Source organism: Sulfitobacter geojensis (genome assembly GCF_000622325.1).
Lineage (GTDB): Bacteria > Pseudomonadota > Alphaproteobacteria > Rhodobacterales > Rhodobacteraceae > Sulfitobacter > Sulfitobacter geojensis.
Window position 1 is genome coordinate 2,496,870 of sequence record NZ_JASE01000005.1, and the last position, 12,181, is coordinate 2,509,050.

A 12,181-nucleotide genomic window follows, 5' to 3' on the forward strand; every position below is an offset into this window, starting at 1 on the left:
CATCCATGACGGCACCGACCGATCATATTGACGCGACCGCCCCTGCCCCGTCAGATGGGGCCCTTTTTGAGGGGCGCACCCTTATATCCGTGGATGCCATGGGGGGTGACGAAGGCCCGGCAGCAGTTGTTGCCGGGTGTTCTTTGTCTGCAAAGATCAATCCCGATATTGCCTTTATTCTTCATGGGGATAAGGCACTGCTTGGCCCCTTGGTGGATCGTGATCCCCACCTTTCGGGACGCTGTGACGTGCGCCATGCTGCCGGCGTGGTCAGCATGGATGACAAACCCAGCCATGTGGTGCGCACCGGCAAGGACACGTCGATGTGGGCCACGGTCGAATCCGTGCGCTCCGGCGAATCCGCTGTCGCCGTGTCATGCGGCAACACCGGCGCCCTGATGGCGATCTCGACGATCCGGCTGCGCAAGCTGCCCGGGGTCAACCGTCCGGCAATTGCTGTTCTTTACCCTTCTGCCAACAAGCAGGGGTTTAACGTGATGCTGGATGTTGGCGCAGATATCCGCGCCGATGCCGAAGACCTCTTACGCTTTGCGCTGATGGGCGCATCCTATGCCCGCAACGGCATGGACCTGCCAAAACCGCGGGTGGGTCTGTTGAACGTCGGCACCGAAGAACACAAAGGCCGCTCGGAGCTGAAAGAAGCCTACGATCTGATTCGCGCCCAGGAAGTCGAAGTCGGTTTCGATTTCGTCGGATTCGTCGAAGGCGGCGATATTTCGGGGGATCGGGCAGATGTGATCGTGACCGACGGCTTCACCGGCAATGTTGCGATCAAAACCGGCGAAGGCACGGCGAAACTGGTCGGCCTGCGCCTGCGCGAAGCCTTCAAATATTCGGTCCTGTCCAAATTGGCCTCGCTGCTGGCCTATACCTCGCTCAGGCGGCTTCAGCGCAAAATCGACCCGCGCCGCGTCAATGGCGGTGTGTTTCTCGGGTTGAACGGCACGGTTGTGAAATCCCACGGCTCGGCAGATGCAACAGGTGTTTCTGCGGCAATCAAACTGGCCGCGCAGCTTGCGCAGAACCAGTTCAACGACAAGCTGGCCGCGCGCATCGCAGCCACCCTACCGGTCGAGGAGACCCCTGAATGACCACACGCGCTGTTGTGATCGGTTGCGGGCACTACCTGCCCTCCCGCGTGGTAGAGAACGCCGAATTCGAGGCGACGCTCGACACCAATGACGAATGGATCCGCTCGCGTTCGGGCATCGAACGGCGCCATTTCGCATCCGAAGGCGAGACAACCTCGTCCATGGCCACCGCCGCTGCAAAAGCCGCGTTGAAAGATGCCGGGCTGGAAGCCGATGACGTGGACGCCATCGTGCTGGCCACCTCGACTGCTGATTTCACCTTTCCTTCTGCCGCTACCATGGTGCAGGACCAACTGGGCATGACCCGCGGATATGCCTTTGATGTACAAGCAGTTTGCGCCGGATTTGTCTTTGCCCTCAGCAATGCGAATGCGCTGATCGTCTCGGGTCAGGCCAAACGGGTGATGGTCATCGGGGCCGAAACATTCAGCAAGATCATGGATTGGACCGACCGCAGCACCTGTGTGCTGTTCGGCGACGGGGCTGGTGCGGTTCTGCTGGAAGCACAAGACGGCACCGGCGATGCCTCCGATCGCGGCATCCTTGCCACCGATCTGAATTCGGACGGGCGCCACCGCGAACTGCTGTATGTGGACGGCGGTGTCAGCACCGGCACCACCGGCTATCTGCGCATGCAGGGCAATCAAGTGTTCCGCCATGCTGTTGGCAAGCTGGCCGCGACCGCCACCACCGCGATGGAACGCGCGGGCATCGCCCCGCAGGATGTAGACTGGATCGTGCCCCATCAGGCCAACATCCGCATCATTCAGGGCACTGCCAAAAAGCTGGGCCTGCCGATGGAAAACGTTGTGGTCACAGTGCAGGATCACGGCAATACCTCTGCCGCATCAATCCCGCTGGCCCTGTCTGTGGGGCGTGAGCGTGGACAGATCAAAGCCGGCGATATGATCGTTACCGAAGCAATCGGCGGCGGGCTGGCCTGGGGGGCGGTTGTTCTGCGCTGGTAACCTGTGCAGCACGCCTTTGCATATTCGCATAAAGACGCCTGCCCAAGTCATTGATATTGACTCTTAAATTTGCCCGCCGTTATGGTGGGAAAAACCCGGGGGAAGTTGGATGACGAATAAAACCTTGACGCGTATGGACCTGAGCGAAGCGGTCTTCCGCGAAGTGGGTCTGTCGCGCAATGAAAGCGCGCAACTGGTCGAATCTGTTCTAGATCACATGTCGGACGCGCTGGTCAGTGGCGATCAGGTCAAGATATCATCGTTTGGCACCTTCTCTGTGCGGGATAAAACTGCCCGCGTCGGCCGCAACCCCAAGACCGGCGAAGAAGTGCCGATCAACCCGCGCCGTGTGCTGACGTTCCGTCCGTCGCACCTGATGAAAGACCGCGTCGCGGACGGCAACAAGTCCTGATCTGATGGCCAAGTCTGCGGATGCCTTTCGCACCATTTCCGAAGTCGCTGACTGGCTGGGCATTCAAGCCCATGTGCTGCGCTTTTGGGAAAGCAAATTCACACAGGTGCGTCCGGTAAAACGCGCCGGCGGACGGCGCTATTATCGCCCCAACGATATGTTGTTGTTGGGTGGGATCAAACAATTGCTGCACGAGGACGGCCTGACGATCAAAGGCGTCCAGAAAATCCTGCGCGAAGAAGGCATGAACCATGTCGCGGCCCTGTCACAACCGCTGGACGAGTTGACCCAATCGCTGCTCGACGAATCCCCGCCCACGCCCTTTATCGATGTGCCCGAAGAGGCACAGGAAGAAACCGGCGTCGTGCTGAATTTCGACAAGAAAACCCAGCCCGTTGAGGACACAGCGGAAACCGTCGCGCCCGCTGCGGACCCTGTCGTTGAAACGGCACCTGTCGAGGACACCGCCACGCCTGATGATGCGTCATCAGCCGATGCAGCTGCGGTCGAAACCGTAAAAGATGAGGCCCCTCAGACAGCACGGGCCGAAGGCGAAGCCGCGCCTGCTGTGGACAATGCAGCGGCACCATCTCAAACCGATGAAGAAGCGGGTCCAGCGGCTGACGTGCAGCCCGAAACCGTTGCTGACGTGCCAGAATCGCTCACTGCTGAAGATGCAAAAGATGCATCGCCTGCTGACGCGGCAGCGCATGTCTCACAGGAAGAAAGTGCGGAGGCACAAACGGAACTCCCTGCCCAATCCGCCCCACAGGACGGCGCGGCCCCCGAACCAGCGCAGACCTCGGCACCCGCGTCCGCCGACCAGCCTGAAGAGGCAGCCGAAGAGGCCGAAAGCGTCGAACCCGCGCAGGTGAACGAACATATCACCATTGTCGAACCTGCCCCGATGGCACGCCCCGAACCGGTTTTCGAAAAAGTGCCCCTTGTGGCGGACGAACTGGAAGACCAGCCCGAAACGGCAGAATCTACCGAAGGTGCCGCGGAAGAATCACCGGCCCCCGTAGACGCGACATCGGAAGAAACATCCCAGCCATCGCAGGATGTGGTTGAAGCGGATGAGGACGAAACCGCGACGGATGATCCCGAGCAGGAAGAATCTGCGCCCGCAGATGATGACACCGCCGCCCTGCCCGCCTTTTTGCGCCGGTCGGTGGCGGACGCGGATCAACCCGACGTTTCCGACAACATGCCGGTAGACGGTGCTACAGACGATTCTGTAACAGTCCAAGACGCGCCGGACGCCGACGCGGGGCCCGAACCCGCGCAAGCCCCGCACCCCGCAGCACCCAAACCGCGCGTCATCGACATGCCGGCGTTCACGCCGGAACATGAAATCAGCGCCGCGCCCGCAGTTTTAAGTGCGGCCTTTACCTGCAAGCAGTTGAACACGACGCAGGCCCGCAAAATTGCGCCCTTGCTTGAAAAGCTGACGGTTCTGCGCGATTCCATGGCTGCAACGCGACCCGGTGCACGACAGACAGGTGCAGCCTCGCCATCAAACGACTGATCCGATGCGCTTTGTGCCAATTCTCTCTTGCGCGGCTTCAAAGATCAGCTATGAACACCCCCATGTCGGGCTATGGCGCAGTCTGGTAGCGCGTCCGTCTGGGGGACGGAAGGTCGCAGGTTCGAGTCCTGCTAGCCCGACCAACCGACATACATCAAACGCTCGCAGCCCCTTGGGTGTGCGGGCGTTTGAGTTTTAACAAGGGATCCCCGAAATGAATGACGTCATGCAGGGTGTGATCCCCAATCAGCTGATCCAGACGATGATCGACGCCGGCGAAATTACCGCCCGCCCCGCGATCACGTCGGAACAGATCCAACCTGCCAGCCTTGATCTGCGCCTTGGCGATGTGGCCTATCGCGTGCGCGCGTCGTTTCTGGCGGGGCATGGCGCGAAAGTATCTGACCGGCTTGAAGAATTCGAAATGCACCGCGTCGATCTGAACGACGGGGCGGTGCTTGAGAAAGGCTGCGTTTATGTTGTGCCCCTGATGGAACGTCTGGACCTGCCCGCCGATCTGTCAGCCGTCGCCAACGCCAAAAGCTCGACCGGCCGTCTTGACCTGTTGACCCGTACCATCACCGACGGCGGCACCGAATTTGACCGCATTGCACCGGGCTACGCGGGCCCGCTTTACGCTGAAATCTGTCCACGCTCGTTTTCTGTACTGGTGCGCCCCGGCATGCGGTTGAACCAGATCCGTTTCGGGCGCGGCGATGCCGTGTTGAACGACGATGCGCTGCGCGCCCTGCACGACGTGACCCCGTTGGTCGATGGCGATGCGGTGATTGACGAAGGGCTGGGGTTTTCCGTTGATCTGAAACTTCCCGAAACGACGCTGGTCGGTTACCGCGCCAAACCGCATACGGGCGTGATTGATCTGGACAATATCGGCTATTACGAACCGGCAGAATATTGGGAAGAAGTTCACAGCAGCAACGGCCAGATCATTCTTGATCCCGGCGCGTTTTATATCCTTGTCAGCCGCGAGGCGGTGACAATTCCGCCGGACTACGCGGCCGAAATGGCCCCCTATCTGGCAATGGTTGGTGAATTTCGTGTCCACTATGCGGGCTTTTTCGACCCCGGTTTCGGCTATGCAGACGCAGGCGGTGCCGGATCACGCGGCGTGCTGGAAGTGCGCTGTCACGAGGCCCCCTTCGTGCTGGAGCACGGTCAGGTTGTGGGCCGCTTAGTCTATGAACGCATGTGCGAAGCACCTACACAGCTCTACGGCGCAGAACTGGCGTCAAACTATCAGGGCCAAGGCCTGAAACTGTCAAAACACTTCAAAGCATAAACGCAGGAAATCCCTGCGACATCAGGGGTTATTTCACCCGTCGCATGACCTTCATCGCCTGTTTCGCCTGCCGCGCCTGTTGGCGGGCGTGGCGTTGCTGGCGGCGCTCTTCGGGGGTCAGCTGTGGTGCGATCGGGTTGCCATAGTCATCCAGCGCATCGGGCGGCAATTGCTGGGCGTTGCGCCCTTGGCCCTTGCGGCGCTGGCCTATCTCGCTGGCCTTGTCAAAGCCCGCACTGACACCGCGACGGACCAATTGGTGCATCACCTGACGGATGATCATGTTGATGATCTGGTTCATTGACTGCTCCTCGCTTTGCCTCAATCCTCTATATAGCAAGGATTGCGGCGATTTTCAGGCCCTTCTTGCAAACCGGCGGAATTAATCCTCGAACAGTTCGGACTGGCCCTCGTTGGTTTCTTCGTCAATTCCGCCATCCCCCGGCACCGGCGCGTCGCCCAATGGCGCGCGGCTTTCCAGTAATCCGGCGGAACGCAGTTCTTTCAACCCCGGCAGGTCGCGCGCGTTCTCAAGGCCAAAGTGGTCCAGGAACCCTTGCGTCACAACAAATGTCACCGGCCGGCCCGGCGTCATCTTGCGCCGCCCGAAACGGATCCACTCCATTTCAAGCAGCTGGTCCACCGTCCCGCGCGATACGGAAACGCCACGGATTTCCTCGATCTCGGCACGGGTGACCGGCTGGTGATAGGCAATAATCGCCAGCGTTTCGATCGCGGCGCGGCTGAGTTTGCGGATTTCGACGGTTTCGTGTTGCATCAAAAAACCCAGATCCGCCGCCGTGCGCATCGCATATCCATCCCCGACACGCACAACTTGAACCCCGCGCCCCTCGTAGCGTTTGCGCAGATACACCATCGCTTCGGCCGGATCACAGCCATGCGGCATCCGTGCCGCCAGATCACGCAGGGTAATCGGTTCCGAGGTGGCAAAAAGCACGGCTTCGATCATGCGTTCCTGTTCGGCCATGGGGGGCGCTTCGAACAGGCTTTCTTCCGGTGTTTCAATCTCTTCAGCCACGCGGCGTATCCCTTTTTCGCAACTGGATCGGCGCAAAACTTTCGTTTTGCCGGATCTCCAGATGGCCCTCCTTTACCAGCTCCAGGGAGGCCGCAAATGTAGCCGCGGTCGCAGAGCGGCGCTTGACCGGGTCGCTTTCCCAGCCCTCGGGCAGATAGCTCATCAGATCGCCCCAGTCGCCCGCATAGCCGATCAATCCGCGCATCCGCTCCAAGGCCTGTTCCATGGTGAAAACCGCGTCACGGTCCATCACAAAGGGACGGAATTCGTCCTTGGTCCTGATCCGCGCATAGCCTTGCATCAGGTCCAGAAGGGTGGCGGTATAGGTGACCTTGCGCACCCGTTCGACTTCATGCGTCTGCCCCCGGGCAAAGAAATCACGCCCCAACTGGTCCCGCGCCATCAGCCGCGCCGCCGCATCGCGCATCGCTTGCAACCGCTCAAGCTGGAACGCCAGATGTGCGGCCAGCTCTTCGCCCGACGGGCCCTCCTCGGTGGGGTCAGGGGGTAACAGAAGGCGGGATTTCAAAAACGCCAGCCACGCCGCCATCACCAGATAATCCGCGGCAAGTTCAAGCCGCAGCGCCTTGGCCTTTTCCACAAAAGCCAGATACTGCCGTGCCAGTTGCAACACCGACACTTTGCGCAAATCGACCTTCTGCGTACGGCTTAGCGTCAGCAACAGGTCAAGCGGCCCTTCAAAGCCGTCCACGTCGATGATCAACGCCTCGGCAGCCATCCTTTCGGCGACCGATACCTTGTCTTCCTGGAATAGAGTTTCAGCCATGCACCGCCCCGCCCAAAAGCGCTTCAAACTCGCGCTCAAGGGCCGGAATGTCAACGGCGTCAGGTTGGGTGCGCATAGCAAGGGCGCGTTCGGCGCGGATCTGCGCCGTTGGTGTCATGCGCCCTGCCGCTTGCGTTACCGCACGCCTGTCTTCCAGCGACGCGTTGCAATAAAGCACAACATCACAACCCGCTTTGATCGCGGCGGCCGCGTTTTCAGAGGGCGTGCCGGACAGGGCTTTCATCGAAATGTCGTCGGTCATGATCAAGTTGTCAAAATCAAGATCATTACGGATCAGTTGCATCACCTTGGGCGATAAGGTTGCCGGTGTGTCATCAAGCGCCTCGTAAACCAGATGCGCGGTCATCCCCATGGGCAAGTGGTTCAACGCTTTGAAAGGTACGAAATCGGTCTGAAATAAATCATCCAATGGTGCAGAAACTGTTGGCAGATCAAAATGGCTGTCCATGGTCGCACGGCCATGGCCGGGCATGTGTTTCAGCACCGGCAGAACCCCGCCCGACAACATGCCATCCGCAGCGGCGCGCCCCAGTTGCGCCACGCGCACGGGATCGCTGCTGTAGCACCGGTTGCGCAGGAAAGCATGGGTCGCCGCCCCCGCGACATCGACCATGGGTGCGCAATTGCTATCAATCCCGACGCTGCGCAACTCTGCTGCGATGATCCGGTACATCAGATACATCGCCCGTGGTGCTTGCACCCCCGCCAAAGCGACCAGTTCAAGCGGCGGCATCCATTCGCGCCAATAAGGCGCACGCATCCGCTGCACCCGCCCGCCTTCCTGATCTATGGTGATAAGCGCCTCGCGCCCGACCGCCTCGCGCATCTCGTCGCAAAGCGCACGGACCTGATCGGGCGTGTCGATGTTGCGGGCAAACAGGATAAACCCGAAGGGGTCGGCGTCGCGAAACAGCGTTTTTTCGTCTGCCGTCAGGCGCAAACCATCCGCATCGATGATCGTCGCGCCAAAAGTCATCAGCGGGTCACGACCGGAATGCAATCGGCGTTTTCCGCAACCAGTGCCGAACAGAACCGGCGGGCATCCGCGATATCCTCAAAGCCCATTGCGCGCAGGCGATAGAACACCCGACCACCGCTGGTGGCTTTCTGTACAATGCGGGTTTTGCCCGACAGATAGACGTCGAAACGACGGCTCAACTGGTCCCATTGCTCGCGGGCCACTTCGGGACTGTCAAACGCACCAAGCTGTGCAAGCCGCGTACCAGCAGGCAAACTGGATGCCTTGACCTCGTTAGAGGTGCTGCCCGATGACACCACCGCGGCAGGCGTGACAGAGGCACGCACAGCGGGGCGTTTTTTAGGACGTTTGGACTGGCGCAGACCCGGTCCCGCCACAAGGGCCGCAACCTGTTCTTCGGCGGCGACTACTTCCTCAACGATCGAACTGTTGACGGACGCAAGCGTCTCTTCGGTCGAATTACCCAGATCGCTGATCGGCGCGACGCCGGCGGTCAATTGCGCCACCAGATCATCAACATTGCCGCTTTCAAGGGCGGCCGTCACCTCGTTTGCATCCAGAACGGTGGCATCTTCGGGCAGATTGGCGACCTGCGCCGCCTGTGGCCCTGATGTCACCATCGAGGCCGGCATCACCTGATCTTCCGCCGTCAAGTCAATCGGTTTAGGCGCAAGGATCAGCCGGTCCGCCGGTTTTGCCGCCGTGCCGACCGCCGCAACCGCATTCACAGACAGACCCTGATGGCTGGCCTTTTCACCACCCGGTTCATCGGGACGGATGCGCATTTCGCCGCTGGCCGCGCGGACCACGGGAATGCCGCTTACATCACGGACCAGCAGCTTGTAGCCCCATACCCCGATGCCCACGATAAGCGCAAAGGACACCACCGCCCCTGCCACATTTGTAAGTGTTGTCAAACTGTTGGACGGTCCAGTTGATCCGGCTACGGAAAGTGAATCGTCATAGTATTCCCCCGCCATGGGGGAAGACGTGTAATCTGCCATCTTTGCCTCATCGCCCAGCGGATACATTGCCCGATGGGTCCAGTTTTGGGGTTACCTGTGTGTCGGCGCGATCTGTCTTAACGCATCTCTTCTGCCGGTGTGACACCAAGAATACCAAGCCCTGCCGCAATTACAATCGCCGTGGACCGTGCAAGGGCAATTTTTGCCTGAGAGGTTGCCGGATCATCCTGAATAAAGCGCAAGGACGTCACCTCGTTGCCCTTGTTCCAATGCCCGTGCAGATCGGCCGCCAGTTCATACAGGTAAAACGCAACGCGGTGGGGTTCGTTTGTGCGCGCGGCTGTTTCAACCAGTCGTGGCCACTCGGCCAGCTTGCGCAGCACACCCAACTCGCTCTCGTGATCCAGCAGGCTCAGGTCCGCCGCTGCAAGTGTCGCATCATCGGTTGCGATGCCCGCCTCTGCCGCCTTGCGCAGCACGGATGCCACCCGCGCATGGGCGTATTGCACGTAGAACACAGGGTTCTCGCGGCTTTGCTCCAGCACCTTGTCGAAATCGAAGTCCAGCATCGCGTCGTTCTTGCGGGTCAGCATCACAAAGCGTGTCACATCGGGGCCAACCTGATCGACCACATCGCGCAGGGTCACGAACGTCCCTGCCCGTTTGGACATCTTGAAAGGCTCACCGTTCTTGAACAGCTTGACCAGCTGCGTCAGCTTGATGTCCAGCGGCACAGTGCCCCCCGACAACGCCGACACAGCCGCCTTCATCCGTTTGACATAGCCACCGTGGTCCGCGCCAAAGACGTCGATCAACAAGTCAAAGCCGCGCTGCACCTTGTCGTAGTGATACGCAATGTCCGGCGCGAAATAAGTCCAGCCGCCATCGGACTTCATCACCGGACGATCCACATCATCGCCATGCTCTGTCGATTTGAACAGCGTCTGCTCGCGCGGTTCCCAATCTTCGGGCTTCTTGCCCTTTGGCGGCTCAAGCACGCCTTCATAGATCAGGCCCTTGTTCTTAAGGTCTTCCAGCGCAGCTTCGATCCGGCCTGTGCCATAAAGCGACTTTTCGGAATAGAACACATCCATCTCGACACCCAAAGCTTTGAGATCGCTGCGGATAAGGTCCATCATCTTTTCAGTGGCAAATTCGCGGATATCACTGATCCACACCTGTTCGCCCTTATCCAGATAGGCATCCCCCACCTTGGCTTTCAGCGCCTCGCCGACTTCGATCAGATAGTCGCCCGGATAAGTCCCGTCGGGAAATGCAACCTTTTGCCCGTGCGCTTCTTGATAACGCAGATAGACAGAGCGCGCCAAAACGTCGACCTGTGCGCCGCCGTCGTTAATGTAATATTCACGCGTCACGTCAAAGCCGGCGAAATCCAGCAACGACGCCAGCGCATCCCCGAACACCGCGCCGCGCGTATGTCCCACATGTAACGGCCCCGTCGGGTTGGCCGAGACATATTCGACGTTAACCTTTTTGCCCTGCCCCAAGGAGCCACGACCAAATGCTGTGCCTTCGCTCAGTACCGTTTTTGCAATCGCTTGCCAGTTGCTTGGTGCAAGACGCAGGTTCAAAAAACCCGGCCCTGCGATTTCGGCCGATGTGATGCGCGGATCTTCGGCCAGCTTGCTTGCCAGCATTTCGGCAATATCGCGTGGCTTCATGCCCGCGGGCTTGGCCAGTACCATTGCGGCATTGGTCGCCATATCGCCATGCGCCGGATCGCGCGGGGGCTCGGCTGTGATGGGATCGAAATTCAACCCCTCCGGCAATGTTCCGGCGGACACCATTTGGTCCAAGGTGGTTGTGACAAGATCGCGGATTTCGGCAAAGATATTCATAGTCAGTTCCTTATTCGCTTGTGTCTCTATCACCTCAATTTGCGCACTCAAGCCCTAACGCGTTGCATCTTTGGTCAAGCGCGCGTGTTCTGCATAGGCATATCGGTCGGTCATTCCGGCAATGTAGTCACAAACCATCCGCGCGAGCGTGGTCTGATCTTGCGCCGCCTCTTCGATCTGTCTGGCCCAATGGCGCGGCAAAAGCGTGGGGTTTTCAAGGAACATCGGGAACAGGTCCTCGACGATCTTTGTAACCTCGGTCCGTTTTACCATAACGGAGGGCGCACGATACATTCGGCTGAACAGAAAGGCGCGGATTTCCTGCAAATCCCGCCACATTTGTTGTGAGAACATGATAACTGTGCGCCCCAAGCGCCTGATATCATGCGCAGAAGTTGCGCCGCTGCCCTCCAGGTTAGCGCGAGAGGTATCAATCACATCCGCCACCATCACACCGAACACCCGCCGCAAGGCTTCGTGTCTGCGCCGATAGCCATCGGTATCTGGATACCTCAAATCCACCTCTGCAAAGGCCGCGCCGACCAAGGGCAGCGCGATGATTTCCTCATCCGTGAACAGACCTGCGCGCAGCCCGTCGTGCAGATCGTGGTTGTTATAGGCGATGTCGTCGGACAAGGCCGCGACCTGCGCTTCGGCGCTGGCGTGGGTGTGCAGTTCAAGATCATGCAGCGCGTCATATTCCGCCAGAGCATAGGGCAAATCACCGGTCACCGGCCCGTTATGTTTGGCGATCCCTTCCAGCGTGTCCCATGTCAGGTTCAATCCGTCGAACTCCGCATAGTGGCGTTCCAACGACGTCACGATCTTGATCGCCTGCGCGTTGTGATCAAAGCCGCCGTAAGGGGCCATCGCCGCGTGCAGCGCATCCTCGCCTGTGTGGCCAAAGGGCGTGTGGCCCAGGTCATGCGCCAGCGCCACCGCTTCCGTCAGCTCCCCGTTCAGCCCCAAAGCGCCGGAAATCGTACGCGCCACCTGCGCCACCTCGATCGAATGGGTCAGTCGCGTGCGGTAATAATCGCCCTCATGCTCCACAAAAACCTGCGTTTTGTGTTTGAGCCTGCGAAAAGCGCTGGCATGAATGATCCGGTCGCGGTCCCGCTGATAGCAGGAGCGAAAAGTGCTTTCCTCTTCGCGCACCCGCCGTCCCCGGGCGTGTACGGGATCAGAGGCATATGGTGCGCGCATGGCGG

The 12,181-nt window shown here is 59.7% G+C and carries 12 protein-coding genes and 1 tRNA gene; 6 read left to right on the forward strand and 7 right to left on the reverse strand.

The genetic code is table 11. From position 1 onward, the window contains the following. The first annotated feature begins 5 nt into the window (after positions 1-5). The 6 genes from plsX to Z947_RS0114240 all read left to right on the forward strand — a co-directional run bounded on the left by plsX (position 6) and on the right by Z947_RS0114240 (position 5,320). A complete protein-coding gene (plsX, locus tag Z947_RS0114215; RefSeq protein WP_081781156.1) occupies positions 6-1,112 on the forward strand; it encodes a phosphate acyltransferase PlsX in 1,107 nt (368 codons plus the stop codon). Then, on the forward strand, positions 1,109-2,080 hold the full coding sequence (locus Z947_RS0114220; RefSeq protein ID WP_025044960.1) for a beta-ketoacyl-ACP synthase III: 972 nt from the start codon (positions 1,109-1,111) through the stop codon (positions 2,078-2,080). Before plsX ends, Z947_RS0114220 begins: the two co-directional genes overlap by 4 nt. Positions 2,081-2,189: 109 nt before the next feature. Next, positions 2,190-2,492 (forward strand): integration host factor subunit alpha, encoded by a 303-nt coding sequence (ihfA, locus tag Z947_RS0114225; RefSeq protein ID WP_025044961.1) that lies wholly within the window; start codon positions 2,190-2,192, stop codon positions 2,490-2,492. 4 nt (positions 2,493-2,496) lie between these two features. Next, complete coding sequence (locus Z947_RS22385; RefSeq protein WP_025044962.1) at positions 2,497-4,020, forward strand: MerR family transcriptional regulator; 1,524 nt, start codon at positions 2,497-2,499, stop codon at positions 4,018-4,020. A gap of 66 nt (positions 4,021-4,086) precedes the next feature. Then, positions 4,087-4,163 (forward strand) — tRNA-Pro (locus Z947_RS0114235). Between the two features lie 83 nt (positions 4,164-4,246). Further along, the gene (locus tag Z947_RS0114240; protein WP_025044963.1) at positions 4,247-5,320 is read left to right on the forward strand and encodes a 2'-deoxycytidine 5'-triphosphate deaminase; all 1,074 of its coding nucleotides are present in this window, start codon (positions 4,247-4,249) and stop codon (positions 5,318-5,320) included. Positions 5,321-5,348: 28 nt separating this feature from the next. Here Z947_RS0114240 and Z947_RS0114245 read toward each other — a convergent pair whose 3' ends face one another. The 7 genes from Z947_RS0114245 to Z947_RS0114275 all read right to left on the reverse strand — a co-directional run bounded on the left by Z947_RS0114245 (position 5,349) and on the right by Z947_RS0114275 (position 12,176). Further along, positions 5,349-5,621: a hypothetical protein gene (locus Z947_RS0114245; protein WP_025044964.1), complete on the reverse strand. Its 273-nt coding sequence runs from the start codon at positions 5,619-5,621 to the stop codon at positions 5,349-5,351. Between the two features lie 81 nt (positions 5,622-5,702). Next, complete coding sequence (gene scpB / locus Z947_RS0114250) at positions 5,703-6,359, reverse strand: SMC-Scp complex subunit ScpB (RefSeq protein ID WP_025044965.1); 657 nt, start codon at positions 6,357-6,359, stop codon at positions 5,703-5,705. Continuing rightward, entirely contained in the window at positions 6,352-7,146 is a 795-nt protein-coding gene (locus Z947_RS0114255) for a segregation and condensation protein A (RefSeq protein ID WP_025044966.1), read from the reverse strand. Before Z947_RS0114255 ends, scpB begins: the two co-directional genes overlap by 8 nt. Beyond that, positions 7,139-8,143 (reverse strand): beta-N-acetylhexosaminidase, encoded by a 1,005-nt coding sequence (gene nagZ, locus Z947_RS0114260; protein ID WP_025044967.1) that lies wholly within the window; start codon positions 8,141-8,143, stop codon positions 7,139-7,141. Before nagZ ends, Z947_RS0114255 begins: the two co-directional genes overlap by 8 nt. Further along, positions 8,143-9,150 (reverse strand): SPOR domain-containing protein, encoded by a 1,008-nt coding sequence (locus Z947_RS0114265; protein WP_081781214.1) that lies wholly within the window; start codon positions 9,148-9,150, stop codon positions 8,143-8,145. The genes nagZ and Z947_RS0114265 overlap by 1 nt, the downstream gene beginning before the upstream one ends. Before the next feature lie 77 nt (positions 9,151-9,227). Further along, a complete protein-coding gene (gene argS, locus Z947_RS0114270; protein ID WP_025044969.1) occupies positions 9,228-10,970 on the reverse strand; it encodes an arginine--tRNA ligase in 1,743 nt (580 codons plus the stop codon). Positions 10,971-11,024: 54 nt separating this feature from the next. Continuing rightward, positions 11,025-12,176 carry a deoxyguanosinetriphosphate triphosphohydrolase gene (locus Z947_RS0114275; protein WP_025044970.1) on the reverse strand — a complete coding sequence of 384 codons (1,152 nt, stop codon included), beginning with the start codon at positions 12,174-12,176 and terminating at the stop codon, positions 11,025-11,027. Between the last annotated feature and the right edge of the window lie 5 nt (positions 12,177-12,181).

Bases quoted from the DNA above. Each gene is read 5' to 3' on its own strand.
- Z947_RS0114245 (WP_025044964.1), bottom strand. From the start codon at position 5,621: ATGAACCAGATCATCAACATGATCATCCGTCAGGTGATGCACCAATTG.
- argS (WP_025044969.1), bottom strand. From the start codon at position 10,970: ATGAATATCTTTGCCGAAATCCGCGATCTTGTCACAACCACCTTGGAC.
- nagZ (WP_025044967.1), bottom strand. From the start codon at position 8,143: ATGACTTTTGGCGCGACGATCATCGATGCGGATGGTTTGCGCCTGACG.
- Z947_RS0114275 (WP_025044970.1), bottom strand. From the start codon at position 12,176: ATGCGCGCACCATATGCCTCTGATCCCGTACACGCCCGGGGACGGCGG.
- Z947_RS22385 (WP_025044962.1), top strand. From the start codon at position 2,497: ATGGCCAAGTCTGCGGATGCCTTTCGCACCATTTCCGAAGTCGCTGAC.
- Z947_RS0114220 (WP_025044960.1), top strand. From the start codon at position 1,109: ATGACCACACGCGCTGTTGTGATCGGTTGCGGGCACTACCTGCCCTCC.
- plsX (WP_081781156.1), top strand. From the start codon at position 6: ATGACGGCACCGACCGATCATATTGACGCGACCGCCCCTGCCCCGTCA.
- ihfA (WP_025044961.1), top strand. From the start codon at position 2,190: ATGACGAATAAAACCTTGACGCGTATGGACCTGAGCGAAGCGGTCTTC.
- Z947_RS0114240 (WP_025044963.1), top strand. From the start codon at position 4,247: ATGCAGGGTGTGATCCCCAATCAGCTGATCCAGACGATGATCGACGCC.
- Z947_RS0114265 (WP_081781214.1), bottom strand. From the start codon at position 9,150: ATGGCAGATTACACGTCTTCCCCCATGGCGGGGGAATACTATGACGAT.
- Z947_RS0114255 (WP_025044966.1), bottom strand. From the start codon at position 7,146: ATGGCTGAAACTCTATTCCAGGAAGACAAGGTATCGGTCGCCGAAAGG.